Raw genomic sequence first — 23,826 nt, 5'->3', positions numbered from 1 at the left:
CGAACCGCGGCGCAGCACGGCGTGGCCGCGGTACAGGGCCGTGACTGCACCCCCGGCTGCACCCGGGCGGTGCGCCGCGCGTGCTCGGCATCCGCGGCCTGCAGGACATCGCCAAATCCACGCTCGCCGGCCAGATCGTGAGCGCCGCCGCGAGCGGCGGCCGGCGGCGGGATGCGCATGGGATCCGCGCTATCGCCGGACTGGAACAGCACGGCCGGCCCGAGAAAGGCCGGCCGTGTCCATGGCCTTCGACAACCCGGAATCAGCGCGGCAGTTGCAGGCGGGTGCGATGGAAATCGCTGGGCGCGCCGGCGTCGCGCGCGAAGTACAGTTCGCCGCGCTCCCACAGCACGGTGGGATGGAACTCGTCGGCCGCGGTGTTGACGCAAGGCCCGAGGTTGACCGCCTCGCCGAACTGGCCGCGCACCATCCGACTCACGTACAGATCGCCCCAGCCGTGACCCTGGTCGTCGAGGCCGTCGTCCGGTCGGTCCAGGCGCACGAACAGCAGGGTCCGCCCGTCGGGCGAGATCTCGGGATTGAACTCCCAGCGCCCCGGCGTATTGACGCCGGGACCGAGCAATTCCGGCGCGCCGTAGCTGCCGTCGCGTCGACGCTGGCTGCGCCAGATCTGCACGTCCTCGGTGGGGACCGGTGCCTTGACCCGGGCGAAGTAGAGGTTGCCGAGCAGATCGACGCTCGGATACAGCTCGTCGTAGCCGTCGGCATTGACCTCGCGCCCCAGGTGTTCGGGCGTGCCCCAACCCCTAGGCGTGCGCCGCACCATCCACAGGTCCATGTCGGCGCGCGCCTCGCCCGCCACCGGCCGCATCGAGGAGAAGAACATCGCCGTGCCCAGCGGCGCGACGAACGGGTCCATGTCGGCGTGCTGGCCCGAGAACGGCACGACGGTCGGCGTCGACCAGCGCCCGCCAGGCAGCCGGTGGGCGCTGCGGATCTCGGCGCGTTCGCGCGTGCCCGGCCACCAGCCCTGGCTGTGCGACCAGAACGCCCGGGTCCGGGTGGGGTCGAAGCTCAGCCGCCACTGCCAACTGTCGGGCAGGGAAATGGTTCCGGGGGCGAAGACCTCGGTGGCGGGGCATTGACCGGGCGATGCCTGGGTGCCGCGCGCGTGCGCGGTGCCCGTGGGCAGGCCGAAGGTGAGGGCGAGGGCGGCGGCCAGCAATGCGATGCGGTGCGACATGGGCGGCTCCAGGAGAAGGGGAACCAGGCCAGTGGACGCGCCTGCCGGGTGCAACGCAAAGTTGTTGTGACCAACCGTCCGGATCGCGGGACGAGCGTGTCGCACACGGTTGCAGGCGCCTGCCGGAGGTTCCAGCATGCGCTCCTATGCAGCTGCGTCCCTGGCCAACCCTGCTCGCGGTGTCCGCCTGGTGGACGCTGTACGGGCTCGTCACCGCCAGCCAGTGGCTGAGCATGGAGGCTGCCGACGGCCAGGTGATGGCGCCGGCGCAGGCCGTGCGCCTGGCGCTGGCCTCGGCCTGGCTGTGGATTCCGCTGAGCATGCTGCTGCTGTGGAGCGTGCGCCGCTATCCGCTCGAGCGCGGCCGGCTGGGGCGCTCGCTGCCGGTGCTGCTGGCCATGGTCCTGCTGCTGGTGCTGCTGCGGGCGTTGGCGGTGATCGTGCTCAACCCCTGGGTGGGCTGGTACCACGCGCCGCCGCGGCCGCTGGAGGTCCTGCTCACCAGCCTGGCCAACAACTTCCTGCTGCTGTGGCTGATGGTCGGCGCGGCGCATGCGCTGCTGTACGCGGCGCGGGCGCGCCAGCGCGAACGCCATGCCGAGCAGCTGCAGGCAGCGCTGGTGGAGGCGCGCCTGCAGGTGCTGGCTTCGCAGCTCAACCCGCACTTCATGTTCAACGCGCTCAACTCCATCGCCGAGGTGGTGCACCAGGACCCCGCGGTCGCCGACCGCATGCTGGTGGCGCTGGGCGAACTGCTGCGCAGCAGCCTGGAGCGCCAGTCCGCGTCGTTGGTGCCGCTGCGCGATGAGTTGGGGCTGCTGCGCCACTACCTGGACATCGAGAGCCTGCGCCTGGGCGAACGCCTGCGGGTGGAATGGGACGTGGCGGAGGAGGCAGGCGAGGCGCCGGTGCCGCCGCTGATGCTGCAGCCGCTGGCGGAGAACGCGATCGTGCATGCCCTGGCCCTGCGCCTGTCGCCGGGGACGCTGCGGGTCGAGGCGCGGCTGGAAGGCGAGCGCCTGCACCTGGCGATCGCCGACGACGGCGGCCATGAAGCGGCGACCGCGCGCCATGGCAGCGGCCTGGCCAACCTGCGCGCGCGCCTGCGCCAGCTCTATGGTGACGGCGAATGGCTGCGCCTGGAGCGCAACCGGCAGGGCGGCACCACCGCCAGCATCCGCGTGCCTCTCTGCCGTGCGGCCATGAGCGCGGCGACGTGAGCGCGGCGACGTGAGCACGCGGGCGCTGCGCGCGGCCATCGTCGACGACGAGCTGCTGGCGCGGCAGCGGCTGCTGCGCATGCTCGGCGAACTGGGCGGGGTCGACGTGGTCGGCTGCTATGGCGACGGCCACCAGGCGCTGGAGGGGCTGGCGGCGCGGCCAGCGGACGTGTTGTTCCTGGACATCCGGATGCCGCAGCTGGACGGCTTCCAGCTGATCGAGCTGCTGCCGGCGAAACGCCCGCTGGTGGTGTTCGTCAGTGCCTACGGCGAGCGCGCGCTGGATGCGTTCGCGGTCGAAGCGGTGGACTACCTGGTCAAGCCGCTGTCGCCACTGCGCCTGCGCGACGCGCTCGCCCGCGTGCGCGCCTGGCGCGGGCGGCTCGATCCGCCCGCGCCGGTGGCGCAAGCCGGCGCGCGCTATCCCGAACGCCTGGCCGTGCCTGATGGCGAGCGCGTGCGAATGGTGCCGGTGGAGCAGATCAGCATGCTGGTGGCGCAGGGCAACTACGTGGAGCTGGTGCTGCCCGCGCGCAGGCTGCTGCTGCGCGAGCCCCTCTCGGCGCTGGTGGCGCGGCTGGACCCGGCGCGCTTCGTCCGCGTCCACCGTTCGCGCGCGGTGCGGGTGGACCTGATCGAGCAGGTGGAGCCCTATGGCGCCGGCCAGTACTGGCTGCGCCTGCGCGATGGCACCTGCCTGGCCAGCGGCCGCAGCTACCGCCACGCGCTGCGCGAGGTGCTGGGCCTGCGCGCCTGAGCGCGCGCCGGTCAGTCCGTGGCCAGCCGCGCGGGCGGGTCGAAGGGAATGGTGTCGGGCGCGATCGCGCCGCCGCTGAGCTCATTGCCTGGTCCACGATCCGGTCGGTGGGCGTGATCTTCTCCACCGGCACGATCTCCAGGTCCGCACGTCGGCTTGGGCGTGTCGGCACGTGGACCGCAGCAGTTCGCGGCCAGTGCCCTGCTCGCGGACCACCCGGGTGACGAAACCCACCGACTTCATCCGGCTGCGCGCGAAGTCGATCCGCACCACGCGCTGGGTGACGTCGGGCCTGGTCTGCAGGATGTCGAGCAGCTTGCACGCTGGAATAATTGATGTTGGCCAGCGGGATGCGCTGCACCGGCGCCTCCAGCCAGGACAGCAGGCGCCGGCCGACCACGTGTCGTGCCAGCCAGCCCAGCCCAGCATCAGGATCAGGATCAGCACCAGGGTGGCGGCGATGGCCATGGTGGGTATCGTGCCCTCATGTCCACGGCTTCCGCTTCCGGCCCATGGCCCGAGACCCTCGTCGGACGGCTGCTCGCCAGGCTGCGCCCGGGCGATGCGCCGCGCGTGTTCGGCATCAGCGGCCTGCAGGGCACCGGCAAATCCACGCTCGCCGGCCAGATCGTGAGCACCGCCGCCGCGCGCGGGCTGCGCGCCGCGGTCCTGTCGCTCGACGATCTGTATCTGGATCGCGGCGCGCGCCTTGCACTGGCCCGCGACGTCCATCCCCTGCTCGCGACCCGCGGCCCACCCGGCACGCACGAGGTCGCGCTCGGCCTTTCGATCATCGATGCGGTGCGTGGGCACGCGCAGACCCGGCTCCCGCGCTTCGACAAGCTCGGCGACCGCCGCCTGCCCGAAGGCGCCTGGCCACGGGTCCATGGGCTCGACCTGCTGGTCTTCGAAGGCTGGTGCCTCGGCGCGACGGCGCAGGACGACGCGGCGCTCGCCGCGCCGCTCAATGCCCTCGAGCGTGACGAGGATGCGGAAGGCGTGTGGCGCCGCTGGTGCAACGCCGCCCTCGCCCGCGACTATCCGCCCCTCTGGGGGGCCATCGACACACTGGCCTTCCTGCAGCCGCCCGGCTTCGAGGTCGTGCCGGAATGGCGCTGGCAACAGGAGCGATCCCTGCAGCAAGCCGCGCCGGGCATCCGCGGCATGGACCGGGCGCAGATCGCCCGGTTCGTGCAGCACTACGAGCGGGTCAGCCGGCGGGCATTGCAGACCCTGCCGATGTCGGCCGATGTCGTGGTCAGGCTCGATGCGCAGCGGCGGATCCTCGCCATGGAGTGATGCCGGGCGCGCCAGGGGCGCGCCGGGGCGTGGGCTCCGGGACGCGAGCCTGGTGCGGCCATATTTCCTCCGGCCCGCACCCATGTGACCAGGTCGGCAGGTCGCACGGCTTCGACGCCGGGCCTGCGTCTCCAGCCGTCGGCAGCCACGGCCCGCTGCTAGCATGCGGCCATGCACTCCGCCCCCAACCTCGTGCTCGTCGGACCGATGGGCGCCGGCAAATCGTCGATCGGACGCCGGATCGCCGCGCGCTTCGGCCTGGCGTTCGTCGACATCGACCAGGAGATCGAGCAGCGCACCGGCGCACGCATCTCGATGATCTTCGAGTGCGAGGGCGAAGCCGGATTCCGCGCACGCGAGCGCGCAACGCTGGCCGACATCCTCGTCGGCTCCCGCCAGGTGATCGCCACCGGCGGCGGCGCGGTGCTCGATCCCGGCAACCGCAGCCTGCTCCGCGCCCGCGGATTCGTCGTGCACATGCATGCGGATATCGACACCCAGCTCACCCGCCTGGCCCGCGACCGTACCCGTCCGCTGCTCGCGGGTGACAACCCGGTGGAGGTCCTGCGCCGGCTCGCAGCCGAGCGTGCGCCGCTGTATGCAGAGTGTGCGCACCTGCGCTTCGATACCGGGCCGCACGCCTGCAACGAAGCCACGGCGCAGCTTGGCCATCTGATCGAAACCCACTGGCAGCCACCCGCCGACCCCGCCGACCCGGACGCCTCCGTCGTCGCGTCCGCCGGCGCCGCGTCCAGCCCCGTCCCATGAGCCGGCCTGGCGACCTGCGCCAGCGGCCTCCATCCTGCCCGCACCCATGACCCACCCCACCCGAGAAGTCGCCGTCGCTGGCGACCCGCCTTACACCATCCACATCGGCCCGGACCTGCTCGACGACGGTGCATTGCTGGCCCGGCCGCTGCGCGGTCGCGACGCGATGATCGTCAGCGACGCGCATGTGGCGCCCCTCTACGCCGACCGCGTCGCCGCCGCGCTGCAGGCCGCGCGCCCGGACCTGCGCATCCACCGCCATGTATTGCCGCCGGGCGAGGCATCGAAGACGCTGGCCAGCTTCGCCGAGGTCACCACGGCGCTGGCCGAGGCGCGCATGCGCCGCGACGCGACGCTGTTCGCACTCGGTGGCGGCGTCATCGGCGATCTCGCCGGCTTCGCCGCGGCCTGCTGGATGCGCGGCATCGACTGCGTGCAGCTGCCCACCACGCTGCTGGCGATGGTGGATTCATCGGTTGGCGGCAAGACCGCGGTGGACCTGCCACAGGGCAAGAACCTGGTCGGCGCGTTCCATCCGCCGCGCGCGGTGATCGCCGATACCGCGGCGCTGCGCTCCCTGCCCGCACGCGAGTTGCGGGCCGGCCTTGCCGAAGTGGTGAAGTACGGCGCGCTCGGCGATGCGGATTTCCTCGACTGGCTCGATGCCCACGCCGATGCACTGCTGGCGATGGACGATGCGACGCTGTCCGAGGCCATCGCCCGCAGCTGCGCGCACAAGGCAGCGATCGTCGCGCGCGATCCCTTCGAACACGGCGAGCGCGCCCTGCTGAATCTCGGTCACACCTTCGGTCATGCGATCGAGACCGAGCAGGGCTACGGCGGCGTGAATCATGGCGAAGCGGTGGCGATCGGCATGGTGCTGGCCGCGCGGCTGTCGGCAATGCTGGGCCTGGCCCCTGCCGCCGACACGCAGCGCCTGCGCGACCTGCTGCTGCGCCTGCAGTTGCCCGTCGAGGTGCCGCCCGGCCTCGACGCCGGGCGCCTGCTCGCCCACATGCGCCTCGACAAGAAGGCCGTGGCCGGCGGGCTGCGCTTCGTCCTCTGGCGTGGCGCGGGGCGCGCGGAAGTACTGGGCGACGTGCCCGAAGCGGCAGTGCTTTCGGTCCTGCAGACGGGCTGAACACCGCACGCCGTACAATCGCGGACATGCGCCTGTACCTGCAACAACGCCCCCAAGGTGCCGAATCCCCGCGGTTCGTGCAGCTGAGCCTGCAGCCCGACCTGCTGGGCGGCTGGACGCTGCTGCGCGAGAGCGGACAGGTCGGCGGCCGCAGCACGCTGCGGCGCGACCTGTTCCTCGACCAGCCCAGCGCGATCAAGGCGCTCGAGGCTGCGCGCGATGCCCAGCTCAAGCGCGGCTTCCAGCTGATGTTCGCCCGCGGCAGCGACGCGCCCGCCTGATCCGGTGCCGCGCGCCCTCCACTTTTTCCAGGGAATCCAGTCCTCGATGTCCTCCGCCGTCCTGCAGAACGATCGTTTCCTCCGCGCACTGCGGCGCGAGCCCGTCGACCGCACCCCCGTCTGGCTGATGCGCCAGGCCGGCCGCTACCTGCCCGAGTACCGCGCATCGCGCAAGGCCGCCGGCAGCTTCCTGGCGATGGCCAAGACGCCCGAGCTCGCCTGCGAGGTCACCCTGCAGCCACTGGCGCGCTTCGACCTGGACGCGGCGATCCTGTTCTCCGACATCCTGACCATCCCCGATGCGATGGGTCTGGAGCTGTATTTCGTCGAAGGCGAAGGCCCGAAGTTCCGCAATCCGGTGCGCGACGCCGCAAGCATCGCCAGGCTCGGCGTGCCGGACATGGAGACCGAGCTGCGTTACGTCATGGACGCGGTGCGGGTGATCCGCCGCGAACTCGGCGGACGCGTGCCGCTGATCGGGTTTTCCGGCAGCCCGTGGACGCTGGCCTGCTACATGGTCGAAGGCGGCGGCAGCAAGGATTTCGCCCGCATCAAGGCGATGGCGCTCAACGATCCCAAGGCGCTGCATGCACTTTTGTCGGTCAATACCGATGCGGTGATCGCCTACCTCGCCGCGCAACGCGCCGCGGGCGCGCAGGCGTTGCAGGTGTTCGACACCTGGGGCGGCGTGCTGTCGCCGGCGATGTACCGCGAATTCTCGCTGCCGTACCTGACCCGCATCGCGCAGGAACTGCAGCGTGGCGACGGCGCTGAGCGCACGCCGTTGATCCTGTTCGGCAAGGGCAATGCCGCGTATCTCGATGAACTCTCGCGTTCGGGGGCCGAAGGCCTGGGCTGCGACTGGCTGATCGAACTCGGCGACGCCGCACGCCGCACGCAGGGCCGCGTCGCGCTGCAGGGCAACCTCGATCCGACCACGCTCTACGGTTCGCCCGATGCGATCCGCGCACAGGTCCGCCACGCGCTCGACAGCTACCGCGATGGCAACGGCGGCTCGCGCGACGGCCACATCTTCAACCTCGGTCACGGCATGTCGCCGGACATGAACCCCGACCACGTCGGGGTGCTGGTCGACGAAGTGCACGCCTACAGCGCGCGCTGAGTCGGCCGCAACGCCACTGCGCGGCAGCCGCTGGCCCCGCGCAGTGCCAGCCAGCACAGCGCCGCGGTGGTGGTGGCGTCGAGTGCAGTGTGTCGATCGAGGACCGGAACACCCGGCGATCCTGCGATATGGGCGAAATGGAGATCGCGCGGCACGTCCGGGCGTGCACGGCGTGCGCCGCATAGACCTCGGTTTGCCGCGAAACGCGGGTTGTCGGCAATCAGCGCGCGGAACACGTCGGCCGGGATCAGGAAGTACATAGTGTCGCGGGCGCTGCGGTCGTGCAGTCGCGCGCGACCGGCCATGACCGCGCAGGCGCCAAAGACGTCACCGGGCCCGTAATCGGCGAAACGCTGATCGACGCCGTCCACATCGGCCGCACACGCGTGCACCAGCCCCTTGAGGTTGAGGAACACATGCGGCGAGGCCTGACCCGCTGCGATCAGCGTGCTGCCCGCAGCGTGGACGCAGAGGTCGACGCTCGCCTGCAGACGGGCACGCCCGGATGCGTCGAGGAGATCGAAGGACGGCTGGTCGAGATCGAGCTCGGGCACGGGTTCCCTGCCTGCACTGTGGCCGAGGCCGCCTCACTCGCGGTAGCCGGCCCCGATCAGCCGCCGGAAACGGCGATCACCGCGTCCGGCGCGCAGGCGAACAGCCGCGCTCCGGCCTCCGGATCGACGCGCCAGCCCCCGGCAAATGCAGTGAACGCAGGCAACACGCCCGAGACCTCATCGAAGCGGAACGCCGGCAGCGGGGGCACGCCCGGCAGGCGAACCACGGGATGCACATGGCCGCCGAGCCGATAGCCGGGCAGCGACGCGGCATCCGCCGGATCGTGGACGAACACGAACGGATCGAACTGCAGCGCGGGGCCGTGCACGTGGATGCCGAGCACCTGCGCGAGCGCCGGCTGCGCGTGCAGCGCCCGATCGTGATTGCCGCTGACGAGTTCAACCGACAGCGTGGCGCGGCCGCGACGCCAGTGGATCCACGCCTCGCGCCATGGCGCGTCGGTCACGGCCGCATGCAGCAGATCGCCGAGCACGAGCAGGCGCGCCGCGCGCGTCGTATCGAGCAGGCGACCGAGCTGCTTCAGATCGTGGGCGGTGCCGCCACTCGGCAGCGCGATGCCGGCGCGGCGGAAGTGATCGCCCTTGCCCAGATGCAGATCGGCGATCGCCAGCAGCGACATCCGCGGCCACCACAATGCACGCCCGGGCAGCAGCACCACCGTTTCGCCGGCCAGGGCGATGGCGAGACTGCCGGGCGCGGACGCCTCAACCACGGTTGCGCTTCTCGAGTTGCGCCGCGGCGCGCTGCACGCGGGTACGCCAGTCCTCGGTGCTGAGCTGGCCGCGCATCGACTCCGCCCACAGCGGAAACGACAGCGGGGTGAACGTCTTCAGCGGATGCAGGTCGAGCTGGCGGCGGCTGCAGTCTTCGAGCGTCTCGCGCAGGCGCACGACCTCGAGCTGGGCGGCGAACACCTCGCGCTCGGCCAGCGCCAGCAGCATGTGGCCCGGGTCGTGCTGGCGCAGCACGTCGAAGATCAGCCCACTGGAGGCCTGCAGCTGCCGCATCGAGCGCGGCGCGCGTCCCGGCAGCGACGGTGGCAGCAGGCCGGCCACGCGGGCGATATCGCGGAACTGGCGCCGGGCGAGTTCCGCGAGGTTGAGGCTCTCGCGCAGGTCTTCGAGCAGGTGCTCCGGCGACAGCAGCGCAGCCACGTCCTCCGCTGCGAGCTCCACCGCCTTCGCAGGCGACAGCACCAGGCCGTAATCGTTGACCGCGAAGGTGAAACTGTTGGGCGTGCGCCTGCCCCAGCGCAGCGACAGCAGGGCCGCCAGGCCTTCGTGCACATGGCGGCCGGCGAAGGGAAACACGAACAGATGCCGCGCGCCGCGTGCGTGCACCCATTCGACCAGCAGCCGTTCCGGCGCCGGCAATGCCGAGAGGTGTCGCTGCAGATCGAGCAGGCGCCTGATCGCGCGGAGCTCGGGCGAGTGGTGCGTGCCGTCGAACACGCGCTCGACCTCGTGCGCCAGGGTGCTCGACAGCGGCATCCGGCCGCCGTTCCACTTCGGCACGGTACCCGTGCCGGCCTTGGCGATGCGCACGTAGGCGGTCATGTCTTCCAGGCGCACCAGCTCGAGGGTGCGGCCGGCGAACTGGAACCTGTCGCCGGCGCGCATCCGTCCGATGAAGCTCTCCTCGACCGCGCCGAGCCCGCCGCCGCGCAGCAGCCGCACCCGCACCGCGCCGTCGCTGGTGATGGTGCCGATCGACAGCCGATGCCGCAGCGCCACGCGGCGATCGGTCACGCGATAGGTCCCGGCTTCGTCGCGCTCGACCCGATGGAAATCCGGGTAATGCGACAGCGCCTGTCCGCCCTGGACGATGAAGTCCAGCACGGCGCGCCAGGCGACATCATCAAGCGCGCGGAAGGCCTGGGTGCCGCGCACCTCGTCCAGCAGCGCCTCGCCGTCGAAGCCGCCGCCGAGCGCCAGCGTGACGCAGTGCTGGGCGAGCACGTCGAGGCTGAGCCGTGGCGCCGGCCGCGATTCGATGCTGCCCTGGGCCACGGCTTCGCGCGCCGCGGCATATTCGACCAGTTCGAGCGCATGGGTCGGCACGCAGACCACGTGACCCGCCTCGCCCGGCCGATGCTTGGCGCGGCCGGCGCGTTGCAGCAGACGCGCGACACCCTTGGGACTGCCGATCTGCAGCACCTGGTCGACGGCGGGAAAATCGACGCCGAGATCGAGGCTGGAGGTCGCGACCACGCAGCGCACGCTGCCATCACGCAGCCCCTGCTCGGCCGCGGCGCGCAACTTCGGGTCCAGCGAACCGTGGTGCAGGGCCAGCGTCTCCGGCGCTTCCGGCCACACCGCCGACAGCGCCCGGTGCCACAGCTCGGCCTGCGAGCGCGTGTTGGCGAACAGCAGACTGGTGCGCTGGCTCATCAGCCGCTCCAGCACGCGCGGCAACTGCGCGAGGCCGAGATGGCCGGCCCACGGGAAGCGCTCGTCCTCGGCCGGCAGCAGCGTGTCGATGGTCAGCACCTTCGGCGCCACGCCGGCAACGGTGGGCGCGGTGGGCAGATGCGGCAGCAACGCATCGCGCGCTTCATCGAGATTGCCGAGCGTCGCCGAGACGCCCCAGATACGGAGCTGCGGATTGAGCCTGCGCAGCCTGGCCAGCGCCAGCTGAAGCAGTACGCCGCGCTTGTTGCCGAGCAGCTCGTGCCACTCGTCGACGATCACGCAGCGCAGTGTCGACAACCTTGGTCCGGCATCGGGATACGACAGCAGCAGCGACAGCGATTCGGGCGTGGTGATCAGCGCATCGAGCTTGCCTTCGCGGGCGAGCCGCTTGTCGCGTGCACTCGCATCACCGGTACGCATGCCGATCTGCCAGTCGAGGCCGAGCGCTTCTATCGGCGTGCGCATCGCGCGCAGCGTATCGCTGGCCAGCGCGCGCAGCGGCGTGATCCACAGCAGCGAAAGATCGCGTGGCATGGCGCGGGCGCGCGTCCGCCGGGTAAGCGGGCGTGCATCGGGCGGCCTGACCCGCCCTTCCGATGAAAGCTCGTCCGCGCTCGACACGGATGGTGCTGCCAGTCGTGTGGCCGCGCGCTTGGTGGTGGCTGCAGGCGAAGTGGCCGCCGCGGCATCGCCCTTCGACCCCACCCGCGCTTTCGACGCCTTGCGCGCGCCTGCTGCCTGGATTGCCAGCGCCTCCAGCAACGGGCCGCCCAGCGCGGCCAGGGTCTTTCCGCTCCCCGTCGGCGTCTGCAGCAGTCCGGATTCGCCAGCGAGATAGCGGCGCCAGACCTCGCGCTGGAATGGCGCCGGCGTCCAGCCCTGCGCGTCGAACCAGGCGCGCAGCGGAGCATCGGGCCCGCGCAGGCGCTTCCTGGTGGACGCCTTCATCGTAGGCGCCCGCGTTCGACTGCGGAGCGCCGCGTTCGCGGGGCTGGCGCGCCCGCATGCGCTGCGCGCGCAGTTCCCTGGATCGTCCGCGACCGACGCGCACCGGCCTGGCCGTACTGGGCGTCATCCGGAAGCAGGGACAACGCCGCGCAGGCCAGGCGCACCGACGCAAAGCCCGCCCGGATCACCGCGCCAGCGCCTTCAAGGTCTCGAGCCGGTCGGCTTCGGCCATCGGCTTGTCGTGGCGCCAGCGCAGGATCCGCGGGAAGCGCACCGCGATGCCGGACTTGTGCCGCTTCGAGACATTGACCGCCTCGAACCCGAGTTCGAAGACGTGATGGGCGCGGACCGAACGCACCGGGCCGAAGCGTTCGAGCGTATGCGCGCGAATCCACTTGTCGAGCGCGAGGATCTCGCGGTCGTCCAGACCCGAATAGGCCTTTGCCACCGGCACCAGTGCGTCCCCGTCCCACAGGCCGAAGGTGTAGTCGGTGTAGAGCGTGCTGCGCCGGCCGTGCCCGGCCTGGGCGTAGAGCAACACCGCATCGATGGTCAGCGGATCGATCTTCCATTTCCACCAGTCGCCCCGTCTTCGCCCGGCCTGGTAGGGCGCTTGCGCACGCTTGAGCATCAAGCCTTCGACGCCCAGATCGCGGGCGTCTTCGCGCAAGCGCGCGGCATCGGCCCAGGTGGCAGCCTCGACGCGCGGCGAGACCACGATGCGCGGGTCGCCGTGCGCGGCGATCAACGCCTCCAATGCGGCGCGGCGTTCGTGCTGCGGTCGATCGCGCCAGTCCTCGCCGGCCAGTTCCAGCAGATCGTAGACCTGCACCCGCACCGGCGTGTCGGCCAGCGTCTTCGGCCCCGGCTTGAGCCGCTGGATGCGGGTCTGCAGCGCAGTGAACGGCAGCGGCATGGCGTCGTCCGCGCGCCAGGCCAGCAGCTCGCCGTCGAGCACCGTGCCATCAGGCAGCGTGGCGGCCGCGGCCTCGATCTCCGGGAACCGCCCATCCAGCCGCTCCTCGCCGCGCGACCACAGGGCCACTTCGCCATCGCGGCGCAGCAGCTGCAGGCGGATACCGTCCCACTTCCACTCCAGCAGCCAGTCGTCGATCGGTCCGAGCGCTCGGGCGACGGCACCGGGATCGTTGGCGAGCGCGACGGCGGCGGGGGCCGGCTCATCCGCCGCAGGCAGCTCTTCGGTCAGGCCGGCTTCCACGCGCAGCGCCGATTCCAGCGGCGAGGCGAGAAAGAACGGATAGGGCTGCTGGCGATCGCCGGGCAGTTCGTCGACGGTGAGCAGATCCCGCAGGAATTCCGGCGTCGGCGACCAGCTGCCGAGCATGCGTTGCGCCAGGCGCGCGATGTCGATACCGGTCAGCTCGGCCAGCGCCTGCTGCACGAGCCGTTGCGACACGCCGACCCGCAACGCGCCGGTCAACAGCTTGTTGAACAACAGGCGCTCGTCGAACCGCAGGCTGCGCCAGGCCTCGACAACCACGCCGCGGCGCATGTCGACATGCTTGTTGGCGATCGGCAGCAGGCGCTGCTCGATCCAGTCGGCCAGCGCGATATCCGGCGCCGCCTCGACCGGATCGTCGAGCAGCAGCGCCAGGGTCTCAGCCAGGTCACCGACCTGGTCGTAACTGTCGTCCACCAGCCAGTCCGGGGTATTCGACTCGACGGCGATCCACTCGCGCAGTTCCCGGGTGTTGGCGATCTTCTGCCGCGCACTGGCGACCTTGCCGCCCGACAGCAGATACAAGGCCCATGCAGCGTCGCGCGGGGGGGCCTCCTCGAAATAGCGGATCAGGGCAGCGCGCTTGTCGAGCGTGGCGGTGCTCTGGTCGAGTTCGCGATAGAGCTGGGCGAAGCGCTTCATGCGCTCGCGCTCCGATTGGCGCGGACATCGGTCGCCCCGACGGCCGCGCGCGCGATGTGCGCTGCCGCTTCCACGCGCGCCCGCGCTCTTTCTGCTGGGCTCGCTTCTGCTGTTGCTCTTGCTATCGACGTCCCGAGCCGTAGAGCGAGCCGAGCACCGCAGCCTGACGCGGCCGTAGAGGCGCCCATGTCCGAGCGCAGCGAGTCTGGGCGCCGTGCCGCGTCAGGCGAGGCGCGCAGGGGACCGGACGGGCGCAGCCCGGCCGGATCGCGTCCGGCGAAAACGGTTCTGCTTACTTTTGACAAGACAAAAGTAAGCCGCGCGCGGAGCCCGTGGAAGCTCCGGGTTTGATGTTCACCAGCCTTGCAAAAAACAAGCCGTCCTTGGCGCGGAGAAAGCAGAGCAGAACCGGTGCAGAGCTTTCGGCCGCTACGCGTGCGCGTTCCTTTTTGAAGGACCGAAAAGGAGCCAGAAAGTCCTTTCGCCGAACGCGATCCGTCGCGACGGAGCCGCGTCGGGTCCCTGCGCCCGGCCAGCGAGGGCACATCGGCAGCTTCACGGTGCCGCAGCCCGAACTCGCTGCGCTCGGACATGGGCGCCTCTACGGCCCTGCCACCCTGCGATGCTCGGGTCGCTTTACGGCTCGGAAGAAGCACGAGCAAAGCAACGGCCAAAGCACAATCAGAAGCCGAAGCCGAAGCCGAAGCCGAAGCCGAAGCCAGGCTGCCAGCCCTCATTCCTCACCTCCGAAATCCGTCCGGAACGCCTCGGCCGCAATTCCGTCCTCGCACAGCGCGCGAATGATCGCGTCGGTGTTGCCGTGGGTCGCGATGACCCGCGACGCACCCGTCTCGCGCACGGTGCGCATCAGGTCGGGCCAGTCGGCGTGGTCGGAGACGACGAAACCGCGGTCGTAATTGCGACGCCGACGATTGCCGCGCAGCCGCATCCAGCCGGACGCGAAGCCCTGCTGGGCACGGCGGAAACGACGGATCCACGGGCTGCCCGCGGCCGAAGGCGGCGCCAGCACCAGCTGGCCTGCGTAGTCGGCCGACCGGTCGGTCTCCACCACCGGGATGGTCTCCACCATCGCGATGCCGGCGCGGCGATAGACCTCCACGCCGGTGGCGACCGCGCCGTGCAGCAGCACCGGCGTATCGGTATGGGCGGCGAGTTCGGCGAGCACGCGCTGGGCCTTGCCGAGGGCATAACAGTAGAGGATCGCCGCCTCGCCGCGTTCGGCGCAGTGGTCGCGCCAGGCGACGATGTCGCGCGCCACCGCCGGGGTGTCGGGCCAGCGATAGATCGGCAGCCCGAACGTAGCCTCGGTGATGAAGGTGTCGCAGCGCACGACCTCGAAGGGATCGCAGGTCGGGTCGTGCTGGCGCTTGTAGTCGCCCGAGGCGACCCAGACCTCGCCTTCGACCTCGACCCGCACCTGCGCCGAGCCCAGCACATGCCCCGCGGGATGCAGCGACACCGTCGCGTCGCCCATCCGGAACGGAACGCCGTACTCGTGCGACACGTAGATCTGCTCGCCCAGCCGCCATTCGAGGATCGGCAGGCCGATGCGCGTAGTGTGGTAGGCGCCCATGCCCGGCCGCGCGTGGTCGCCATGGCCGTGCGTGATCACCGCCCGTGGCACGGGGCGCCAGGGATCGATATGGAAATCGCCGGCGGGGCAGTACAGCCCCTCCGGGCGGAGCTGGATCAGGTCTTGTGAGGCGACGGGCATTCGACGCAGTCTGGTGGCGGGCTTGTGCACGACGCGCCAAGCCTGCCTCCGCGGCGTCGCGGCGATCGAGACGCCCACGACGATGGACCGCGGAGATTCAGCCGCCGCCCCCCGCCCCTGACTTACAGGCCCGCTTCGGGGTCGTCTTCCGCATAGACCGGCCGCCAGCTCGAGGCCAGCGTGTCTGCCAGCATTTCGCCGGTCAACGGTTTGCGCAGGAAGCCGTCGAACCCGGCTGCGCGCGCGCGCACTTCGGCGTCGGCGTCCGCACGCGCGGTCACCGCGACCATCGGATGCACGAAGCCGTGGGCGCGCATCATGCCGGCGAGGGTCAGGCCATCGACACCGGGCAGGTCGAGATCGATCAGGGCCAGATCGAAGCTCCGCGTGGCGATCTCCGAAAGCGCCGCCAGGCCATGCATCACGTGGACCACCGCGTGTCCCTGCGACTGCAGCAGGCCCGCGATGACATCGGCCACGGTCTGGTCGTCCTCCACCAGCAGGATCTCCAGGCCGATCGCGGACGTGATGCGTTCGTGGACTTCGCCGGCACTCGACGGTGGCGGGTCGGTCACCGCCGGCAGTGGCAGGACCACACGGAAGCACGTGCCCGTTCCCGGCTTGCTGTCGACCGAGATATGTCCGCCCATGGCGATGGAGAGCTCCTGGCTGATCGCCAGCCCCAGCCCGCTGCCGCCATAGCGCGAGGCCGTGCGCGCGCCCTCTGCCTGCTCGAAGCGGCGGAACAGCCGGCGGCGCTGCTCGGTACTGAGTCCGGGGCCGGTGTCGCTGACCTCGAACACCAGCGCACCGTCGGCATCGACGCCCACATGCAGGCCCACAGAGCCGCGCTCGGTGAACTTGGTCGCGTTGCCGAGCAGATTCAGCAGGATCTGGCGCACCCGGCCGACATCGCCGTACACCCAGGCCGGCGCCGCATCGTCGATCACGGTGTCGTAGCGCAAGGACTTCTGCCGGACCAGCGGTTCGCAGTGCTGCGCGAGCTCCTGGATCAACCGGGGCAGTTCGAAAGGCTGGGGGTCGAGATCGAGACGACCGGCCTCGATACGCGCCAGGTCCAGTGCGTCGTTGACCAGCCGCATCAGATGGTTGCCCGCACGGCGGATCGATTCGGCGTAGCCGCGCTGGCGGGGGTCGAGCTCGGTATCGAGCAACAGCTCGCTCATGCCCAGCACGCCCGTCATCGGCGTGCGTACCTCGTGGCCGAGCGTCGCGAGGAAACGGCTTTTCGCTTCCGACGCACGTTCGGCCAGTTCGCGCTTGTGCTCGGCCACATGCCAGCTCGCCGTCCGGCGCAGCCGCTGGCGATACGCGGCCGCGGCCACCGCGAGCAGCAGCAGGGCCAGGACCACCATTGCCGCCAGGGCCCAGCGGGTCAGCCACCACGGCGGCGCCTGCCGGATCTCGATGGGATCCAGCGAGGTCCAGTCACCGTCCTCGGTACGCGCTTGGATATGCAGGGTGTAGTGGCCCGGCTCCAGCCCGGGGAACACCCGCTCGGCTGCCGCGTCCGCGCTGACCCATTCGGACTCGTAGCCCTCCAGACGGAACCGGTACTGGTGGACATGCGAGTCGGTGAACGAAAGCAGGCGGGCCACCACGTGCAGGTCCCGGTCGCCATCACGCAATTCGATCGGCTCGCCGGTGGGCAGCTCGATCGTCTCCTCGCCGCGGCGCAGCTCCAGGGTCTCGAGCACCAGCGGCGGTGTCCTGGCCCGCTGCTGCACTTGGTCGGGATGGAACAACAGCAGGCCCTCGGCGGTGCCGATGGCGAAATGTCCGTCCGGCGACCTGCCGATTTCGCGGTCCGAGAACTCCTGGCTCGGCAAGCCATCGCGCACGCCGTAGACGCGGATGCGCGAGCTGGACGGCTGGAAGCGCACAAGACCGCGGGAAGTGGTCATCCACACCGCGCCACTGTCGTCGACCCGCATCCCGCCGGGCGCGACCTGCGGCAACCCCGACGCGCGACCGAACGCACGTCGATACTCGAGCGCAGCCCCATTCCACCGCAGCTCGTCCAGCGTTCCCGCACCTGCGATCCAGACCGAGTCATTGCCATGCACGGTGATGGCACTGACGAGCTGCTGGGGACTTCCGGGAACGAGCGAGAACCGTCGGTCACTGGCGTTCCACCTGTAGACGCCGCCGGTCGTTGCAAGCCAGACCACGCCGTCCGGACCCAATATGCTCTGCCGGAACGCCACCCCCGACGGCACGCCTCTGCCGTCACCGGGACGGACGGCCTCGAGCAGGCGACCATCCGGGGTGCGCCGCTCGATCATCGTCGCGCTCATGAACCACAGCGTGCCATCGGCCTGCTCGACGATCGTGCCGATCTCATGGGCTTCCGACGCCGCTTGCTCACTCAGCTCCCAGCGCTTCACTTCGCGCGTGCGCGGGTCGAAGCGCGCGAGGGTGAAGTTGCATCCGACCCAGACGTGGCCCGTGCTCGTCTCGTGCACCGAGCGGTTGATCTGGTCACCACACACCTGGAGCAGACGGTGGGTGATCGCGCCCGTAGCGGGATCGAGGTGATCGAGCACCCCGCCGTCGCCGACCAGCCAGAGCCCGCCCCCGGCGGCGGGCGAAACGCTCTCGACGAAAGCGTTCGCCACGGTCGTCGGATCGGAGATCCGGCGCTGCAGGACCGTGAAATTGCGCCAGTTCGCCGGCAGGTACCACAGACCCGCATTGCCGCTCGCGAACCACAGGCCACCCTCGCGATCCTCCAGGGCCGATGCCCACGCAGGACGCACCACGCCGCGGCTTGCGACGCTGAACAGCGGGACGTCCACGAGCCGTCCATCCACTTCCCGCGCCAGTCCGCTGCGCGTGTCGAACCACCGCACGCCGTGCCGGTCCTGGACGAGCATGTGCAGCGGGGGCATGCCCAGGACCGGATCCCGCAGCGGTATGGCCTCGGTGACGCCGTCCGCACGTCGGACCAGTCCGCGCCCATGGACGCCGATCCAGAGATTCTCCTGTGCATCGAAGACCAGGCCTTCGACCAGGGCGCCACTGAGGCCAGCTGGCATCTCCAACCGCTGGAAGCGGCCATCAATCCAGCGGGCCACGCCGTGCTTGGTGCCCACCCACAACATGCCGGCGGAATCGGACGCGAGATAGCCGACCGCATTGGACGGCAGGCTGCCGGGATCGGTAGCGTCGGCGACGAAGCGGCGCAGGCTCCCATCGGGCGCCAGTCTGTAGAGACCGGTCTCGCTCATCCCGAACCAGATCGCGCCGTCGGCGGTCGAACTGATCGCCCAGATGTCGTCGGTTCCAATCTCGGCATGGGTGTCATGCCGGTAGTGGGTAAAGCTCTGGCGATCGGCATCCAGCATCGAGAGGCCGCCAAGACGCGTACCCGCCCAGACACGATCCTGCGCATCGACATGCACGGCCCATACGAAGTTGTCGCGCAGGCCATCCTCGGTCCGCCATACGCGGAAGCCCACGCCGTCGTAGCGGGCAAGGCCGTCACGGGTGGCGATCCACAGGTAGCCCTGTCGGTCTTCGGCCAGCGCATTGACGCGATTGGAAGGCAGGCCGTCGATCACGCTGAGCTGACGTGGTTGCGGCAGGCTGAAGGTCGTCGGCGCGTCCGGACGCGCGTACGCCGGGCTCGCGCACACGCACCACCACAGCCCGATCAAGGCAATCCATGCAAAGCGCATTGCGTCCCCAACGCTGGCGCTGGCCGCGCCTCCCTGTCGACGATGCTCGCAACGCTGCGCTACGGATGCAAGCGACGACTGATGGCCCAGTCCCAGGCACGTTCGGCTGGAACGTGCCTAAAATTGGCGCAACCGCCTTGTCGACCGGAGTGCTGTGATGGGATTGGTGCACCGGTTCATTCTCGGATGTGTTCTGCTGCCGGCTGCGGTGAGCGCGGCGGCAGCGCCGGCGCAGTACGCGTTCGATCCCGTCCACACCCGCGTGCAGTTCGCGGTCGACCATGCCGGATTCTCCAAGGCCATCGGCACGGTGTCGGGCACCACAGGCACCCTCGTGTTCGATCCCGACGACTGGACCCTGTCTCGCGTCGAAGCCTCGATTCCAATGGGCCGGGTCGACCTCGGCGACGCCGAGTGGAACCAGGCCACGCTCGCGCGGAACCTGCTAGACGCCGAGCGCTATCCGGTCGCGACCTTCGTTTCCACCCGCGTCGAACCGATCGATGATCAGCGCGCGATCGTGCATGGCGACCTCACCCTGCGTGGCGAAACCCGTCCGGTCGCGCTACAGGTGGTACTCAACGGGCGCAAGCGCCATCCGCTGCCGCCATTCCGCCGCACCGTCGGCTTCTCGGCGACCGCGGCGCTGTCGCGCGCAGACTTCGGCATCGATGCATGGCGTTCGATGATCGGCGATGCGGTCGAGCTGCGGTTGGAGGTCGAGGCCACCCGCAGCCGCGGGGGCGGTAGCGACGTCGAGGCGCCCGAGGACGGCGTGCCGGAGAACGTTCCACCCGAAGGTGCCAGCCCACCGGCGCGGGACGCAACGCCGGCGGCCGCGACCCCGTGACCCTGCGCAACACCGACGAGCGCTGGGGCCCCGTCAGCCAGTCGCTGCATTGGCTGGTGGTGGCGCTGATCCTGGCGACCGGTACCTTGGGCCTGGTGATGGGCGACATGCGCAACGGTCCGTCCAAGATCGAGATCTACGCACTGCACAAATCCCTGGGGCTGACCATCCTCGCCCTGGCGGCGCTGCGCCTCGCATGGCGCATGCACGCCGGGGCGCCGCTGCCGGCACCGGCTACGCCGCGCTGGCAAGGCCGCTTCGCCACTTTCACCCACTGGCTGCTCTACGGGTTGCTGTTCGCGGTTCCACTCAGCGGCTGGACCTTCAACTCGGCCGCGGGCTACCCGCTGCAGTGGTTCAAGCTGTTCAACCTGCCCGCGCTGGTCGCGCGCGATGTCGAGCTGCGCCAGCTCGCCCGCGACCTGCACGAGTGGCTGTTCTGGTCACTGGTCGTCGTTGCGCTGCTGCACGCGTCTGCCGCCGTGTACCACCACCTGGTCCTCCGTGACGACACACTCGGGCGCATGTTGCCGCGCGCCTGGCGACGTCGCGCCGTACCGCCTCCTCTTTCCCAGGACTGACCCCATGCGCATGTTCCGGATACTCATCCCTGTTGCTCTCTCCGCCGCGGTCACCCTGCCCGCGCTCGCAGCCGACTACGTGCAGGCCCCCGGCTCGTCGCTGGCGTTCGCCGGCAAATACCAGGGCGAGACGTTCTCGGGCACCTTCCCCGACTTCCGCACGACGCTGCGCTTCGATCCCGCCGATCTCGGCGCCGGCAAGCTCGCGGTCACGATTCCGCTGGCGACCGCGACGACGCAGAACCCCGACTACGACGGCGAAATGCGCGGCAGCGCGTTCTTCGATGTCTCGAAGTTCGCCAATGCGACCTATACGGCGAGTGGTTTCCGCGATCTGGGCAATGGCCGTTATGCGGCCGACGGCACGCTGGAGCTGCGCGGCGTGCGCAAGCCGGTCACCCTGACCTTCACCTGGACGCCGGGCTCGCGCCCCCTGCTGTCGGGACGGGCCACCGTGCCGCGGCTGGACTTCGGGGTCGGTGGCGGCGAATGGGCCGACACCGCGATGATTCCCGACGAGATCGCGGTCAGCACCCGCCTTCACCTGCAGCCGGCGAACTAGTCCGCCGCGTGCCCAGCCACCGGCGGGCGGTGGCCGCGTCGAAGGGCCAGTCGAGTTCGAGGCCGCTCGCGGCGTCGTGCAGCACCGGAACACGGGCGCCGTAGCGGGCCTCGAGTGCCGCGTCCTCGTCGATGAAGGCGCTCTCGAAATCCGGCGTGCCGGCGGCCGCCAGCACCTCCAGCGCCAGGTCGCACAGATGGCAGTCGTCACGCTGGTAGAGGATCAGGCTCGGTGCATTCATGCGGCGGCGCGTCAGCGCTGGGCGGGATGCGGTCCGTAGAATAACGGCATGGCAGTCAGCACGTTCGACCTCTACAAGATCGGCATCGGGCCGAGTTCCTCCCACACCGTCGGGCCCATGCGCGCCGGCGCGCGCTTCGTGCGGCGCTGGCTCGAGGCGCCGGGACGGTTGCACGACGTCACGCGGATCCGCGCCGAAGTGTTCGGCTCGCTGGCGCTGACCGGGCGCGGCCACGGCACCGACAAGGCCGTGATGATGGGCCTGGAAGGCCACATGCCCAACCGGATCGATCCCGACATCATCCCCGACGCGCTGGCGCGCATCCGAGGCGAGAAGCGTATCCGCCTGGGCGGCAGCCATGAGATCGGCTTCGACGAGAAGTCGGACCTGGTGATGAACAAGCGCCAGAAGCTGCCGTTCCATACCAACGGCATGCGCTTCACCGCCTACGCCGCCGATGGCAGCGTGATCGCCACGCGCGACTACTACTCGGTCGGCGGCGGCTTCGTGGTCAACGAGGACGAGGCGGCCGAGGACCGCATCGTCGCCGACACCACCGATGTACCGCACCCGTTCGCGAGCGGCGACGAACTGATCGCGCGCGCCAATGCCACCGGCCTGAGCATCGCCACGCTGATGCTGGAGAACGAGAAAGTCTGGCGCAGCGAGGACGAGATCCGCGAAGGCCTGCGCGAGCTGTGGACCGCGATGCAGTCCTGCGTGGCGCGTGGGATCCGCCAGACCGGCACCCTCCCCGGCGGCCTGCACGTGACGCGCCGGGCGCCTGCGCTGCACGCGGAACTATCGTCAAAGCCCGAGGCCGGCATGCGCGATCCGCTGACCGTGCTCGACTGGGTGAACCTCTATGCCCTCGCCGTCAACGAAGAGAACGCCGCCGGCGGGCGCGTGGTCACCGCGCCGACCAATGGCGCAGCCGGCATCCTGCCTGCGGTGCTTCACTACTACGACCGCTTCTGCCCCAACTCCACCGAGCAGGGCATCTTCGATTTCCTGCTGACCGCGGCCGCCGTCGGCATCCTCTACAAGGAAAACGCCTCGATCTCCGGCGCCGAGGTCGGCTGCCAGGGAGAGGTGGGCGTGGCCTGCTCGATGGCTGCCGCGGGCCTGACCGCAGCGCTCGGCGGCACGCCGGGCCAGATCGAGAACGCGGCGGAGATCGGCATGGAACACAACCTCGGCCTGACCTGCGATCCGATCGGCGGCCTGGTGCAGATCCCCTGCATCGAACGCAATGCGATGGGCGCGGTCAAGGCCATCAACGCCTCGCGCATGGCCTTCCGCGGCGACGGAAAGCACAAGGTCAGCCTCGACAAGGTCATCAGGACCATGCGCGACACCGGCCGCGACATGCGCGACAAGTACAAGGAAACCTCACGCGGCGGCCTCGCCGTCAACGTGATCGAATGCTGAGACGGTGACGCCGGGCGAGCCGCCGCTCCCGATGGTCGGCTGGCGCGTCGAGGCCCTGGTGATCATCGGCGTGGCGTGATCCCGGCGGCCCCTTGTTCACGCCCAGGGGCTGGCGCAGCGCCCGCGCCGCGATATCGAGCGTCGCCAGCCCCCGCGGATGCTGGCGCCATGGCGCTGCTCCGCTCTCTCGGGGGGCCTTGTTTCTTCATCGCGTGATCGCGCCCGGGCAGATATCCGCGCAGCAGGAACAGCTCGAACACCACCAGTGCGCCGATCACCACCAGGGCGCAGCGGAAGCTGCGCTCAGTCGCTGATCGACAGCGTCAGACTGAACTGCCAGGGCACCGGAGTGGCGACGGGTTCGGGGTCGCGGTGGGGATTGTCGCTGCCCAGCGAGAGGCCGCCACTGAAACCGATCGACATCAGGCCGGTGAAGAAGCTGAAGATCTCGGCGAAATGGGCCAGGAAATCCGGCCCGCCGTTCTTCAGCTCGTCGGTGGCGTGAATGAAGGCCTGGTCGACATTCTGGATGTTGCCATTGCGATCGACGGCAATGAAGCCGCTGCCGTTCTCGTTTTCCAGCAGCACGTTGCCGTCGCGCACCGCCATGTCGAGCACCCGGCCGCCGCCAGCGAATTCCTGGAACGAGAGGTCGCCGCGGGCATTGCTGTCCACGCCGCTGATCTGCACGCCATAGTCGCCATCGGTGATCGTCACCACCGATGCCACGGTGGCGCCGTTGCCGCCCTTGGCCCAGGGCGTGGTTTCGATTGTCACCTTGGTGCCGTCGTCGAGCTGGAACGTGGTCTGGCCCCAGAAATCGAAGGCATGCTTGCCGTCGATCTCGACATGCGGGTCGCCCCAGATGCGGTAGTTCTCGCCCGTGCCCTTGTTGAAGACGATCACCTCGTCGTTGTCGCCGGCGGTGATCCGGTAGTTGTCGTTCTCGAACTGCACGCGACCGTCGCCAGTGCGCCGGGTGCTCGCGGAACCGGGCGCAGCCGGCAACTGGCCATTGACGCTGAGGGAGACGGAAACGCTCAAGGTGTCGGTCACGGGATGCCCCTGGTATGCGACGGGATGACGCCATTCCAGCGCGCCGCGGCGCCCCGCGA

General features: G+C 70.1%; 20 protein-coding genes and 1 pseudogene. 11 read left to right on the top strand and 10 right to left on the bottom strand.

The features are described 5' to 3' along the window. Window positions 1-262 precede the first annotated feature (262 nt). Window positions 263-1,204, bottom strand: a complete 942-nt coding sequence (locus EGK76_RS02105; protein ID WP_158613430.1) for a PD40 domain-containing protein — start codon at window positions 1,202-1,204, stop codon at window positions 263-265. Window positions 1,205-1,350: 146 nt separating this feature from the next. On the opposite strand from EGK76_RS02105, the gene EGK76_RS02100 reads away from it, so the two are divergent. Then, window positions 1,351-2,424 (top strand): histidine kinase, encoded by a 1,074-nt coding sequence (locus EGK76_RS02100; protein ID WP_123831497.1) that lies wholly within the window; start codon window positions 1,351-1,353, stop codon window positions 2,422-2,424. Window positions 2,425-2,434: 10 nt separating this feature from the next. Beyond that, entirely contained in the window at window positions 2,435-3,181 is a 747-nt protein-coding gene (locus EGK76_RS02095; protein WP_123831496.1) for a LytTR family DNA-binding domain-containing protein, read from the top strand. 11 nt (window positions 3,182-3,192) lie between these two features. Here EGK76_RS02095 and EGK76_RS02090 read toward each other — a convergent pair. Then, window positions 3,193-3,652, bottom strand: a pseudogene (locus tag EGK76_RS02090) (DUF502 domain-containing protein); the annotation flags it as partial. 15 nt (window positions 3,653-3,667) lie between these two features. Here EGK76_RS02090 and EGK76_RS02085 point away from each other — a divergent pair. From EGK76_RS02085 to hemE, 5 genes are all read left to right on the top strand, one after another. After that, a complete protein-coding gene (locus tag EGK76_RS02085; protein WP_233580132.1) occupies window positions 3,668-4,480 on the top strand; it encodes a kinase in 813 nt (270 codons plus the stop codon). A 171-nt stretch (window positions 4,481-4,651) separates the two neighbouring features. After that, window positions 4,652-5,248: a shikimate kinase gene (locus EGK76_RS02080; RefSeq protein ID WP_123831495.1), complete on the top strand. Its 597-nt coding sequence runs from the start codon at window positions 4,652-4,654 to the stop codon at window positions 5,246-5,248. Between the two features lie 46 nt (window positions 5,249-5,294). Continuing rightward, on the top strand, window positions 5,295-6,389 hold the full coding sequence (gene aroB / locus EGK76_RS02075; RefSeq protein ID WP_123831494.1) for a 3-dehydroquinate synthase: 1,095 nt from the start codon (window positions 5,295-5,297) through the stop codon (window positions 6,387-6,389). Window positions 6,390-6,415: 26 nt separating this feature from the next. Further along, on the top strand, window positions 6,416-6,670 hold the full coding sequence (locus tag EGK76_RS02070; RefSeq protein ID WP_096299564.1) for a WGR domain-containing protein: 255 nt from the start codon (window positions 6,416-6,418) through the stop codon (window positions 6,668-6,670). A 46-nt stretch (window positions 6,671-6,716) separates the two neighbouring features. Next, window positions 6,717-7,793, top strand: a complete 1,077-nt coding sequence (hemE, locus tag EGK76_RS02065; protein ID WP_123831493.1) for a uroporphyrinogen decarboxylase — start codon at window positions 6,717-6,719, stop codon at window positions 7,791-7,793. Here hemE and EGK76_RS02060 read toward each other — a convergent pair. The 6 genes from EGK76_RS02060 to EGK76_RS02030 all read right to left on the bottom strand — a co-directional run bounded on the left by EGK76_RS02060 (window position 7,778) and on the right by EGK76_RS02030 (window position 19,046). Then, entirely contained in the window at window positions 7,778-8,347 is a 570-nt protein-coding gene (locus EGK76_RS02060; RefSeq protein ID WP_123831491.1) for a cyclic nucleotide-binding domain-containing protein, read from the bottom strand. The genes hemE and EGK76_RS02060 overlap by 16 nt on opposite strands. A 56-nt stretch (window positions 8,348-8,403) precedes the next feature. Further along, window positions 8,404-9,081, bottom strand: a complete 678-nt coding sequence (pdeM, locus tag EGK76_RS02055) for a ligase-associated DNA damage response endonuclease PdeM (RefSeq protein WP_096299567.1) — start codon at window positions 9,079-9,081, stop codon at window positions 8,404-8,406. Beyond that, the gene (locus tag EGK76_RS02050) at window positions 9,074-11,728 is read right to left on the bottom strand and encodes a ligase-associated DNA damage response DEXH box helicase (RefSeq protein ID WP_123831489.1); all 2,655 of its coding nucleotides are present in this window, start codon (window positions 11,726-11,728) and stop codon (window positions 9,074-9,076) included. Before EGK76_RS02050 ends, pdeM begins: the two co-directional genes overlap by 8 nt. Window positions 11,729-11,912: 184 nt before the next feature. Continuing rightward, the gene (locus tag EGK76_RS02045) at window positions 11,913-13,610 is read right to left on the bottom strand and encodes a cisplatin damage response ATP-dependent DNA ligase (protein ID WP_123831488.1); all 1,698 of its coding nucleotides are present in this window, start codon (window positions 13,608-13,610) and stop codon (window positions 11,913-11,915) included. A 733-nt stretch (window positions 13,611-14,343) separates the two neighbouring features. Next, the gene (locus EGK76_RS02035; protein ID WP_123831485.1) at window positions 14,344-15,345 is read right to left on the bottom strand and encodes a ligase-associated DNA damage response exonuclease; all 1,002 of its coding nucleotides are present in this window, start codon (window positions 15,343-15,345) and stop codon (window positions 14,344-14,346) included. Window positions 15,346-15,467: 122 nt separating this feature from the next. Then, entirely contained in the window at window positions 15,468-19,046 is a 3,579-nt protein-coding gene (locus tag EGK76_RS02030; protein ID WP_123831483.1) for an ATP-binding protein, read from the bottom strand. A gap of 157 nt (window positions 19,047-19,203) precedes the next feature. Between EGK76_RS02030 and EGK76_RS02025 the strand changes: the two genes are divergently transcribed. From EGK76_RS02025 to EGK76_RS02015, 3 genes are read left to right on the top strand one after another with little or no spacing between them, the layout of a single operon-like run. Then, window positions 19,204-19,896, top strand: coding sequence for a YceI family protein (locus EGK76_RS02025; RefSeq protein WP_123831481.1), 693 nt, complete (start codon window positions 19,204-19,206; stop codon window positions 19,894-19,896). Beyond that, on the top strand, window positions 19,893-20,477 hold the full coding sequence (locus tag EGK76_RS02020; RefSeq protein ID WP_123831479.1) for a cytochrome b: 585 nt from the start codon (window positions 19,893-19,895) through the stop codon (window positions 20,475-20,477). The genes EGK76_RS02025 and EGK76_RS02020 overlap by 4 nt, the downstream gene beginning before the upstream one ends. 4 nt (window positions 20,478-20,481) lie before the next feature. Further along, window positions 20,482-21,039: a YceI family protein gene (locus EGK76_RS02015; RefSeq protein ID WP_123831478.1), complete on the top strand. Its 558-nt coding sequence runs from the start codon at window positions 20,482-20,484 to the stop codon at window positions 21,037-21,039. Here the strand turns inward: EGK76_RS02015 and EGK76_RS02010 are convergent. Then, entirely contained in the window at window positions 21,005-21,280 is a 276-nt protein-coding gene (locus EGK76_RS02010) for a glutaredoxin family protein (RefSeq protein ID WP_123831476.1), read from the bottom strand. The two genes, EGK76_RS02015 and EGK76_RS02010, sit on opposite strands and share 35 nt — an antisense overlap. A gap of 48 nt (window positions 21,281-21,328) precedes the next feature. On the opposite strand from EGK76_RS02010, the gene EGK76_RS02005 reads away from it, so the two are divergent. After that, entirely contained in the window at window positions 21,329-22,711 is a 1,383-nt protein-coding gene (locus EGK76_RS02005; protein ID WP_096299584.1) for an L-serine ammonia-lyase, read from the top strand. A gap of 303 nt (window positions 22,712-23,014) precedes the next feature. Here EGK76_RS02005 and EGK76_RS02000 read toward each other — a convergent pair whose 3' ends face one another. Next, window positions 23,015-23,767: a DUF1521 domain-containing protein gene (locus EGK76_RS02000; RefSeq protein ID WP_199730833.1), complete on the bottom strand. Its 753-nt coding sequence runs from the start codon at window positions 23,765-23,767 to the stop codon at window positions 23,015-23,017. Window positions 23,768-23,826: the final 59 nt, after the last annotated feature.

This window comes from Luteimonas sp. 100069, assembly GCF_003813845.1.
Classification (GTDB): domain Bacteria; phylum Pseudomonadota; class Gammaproteobacteria; order Xanthomonadales; family Xanthomonadaceae; genus Luteimonas; species Luteimonas chenhongjianii.
The sequence above is the reverse complement of the archived record's forward strand: the minus strand, read 5'-3'. Positions and strand labels throughout refer to the sequence as shown.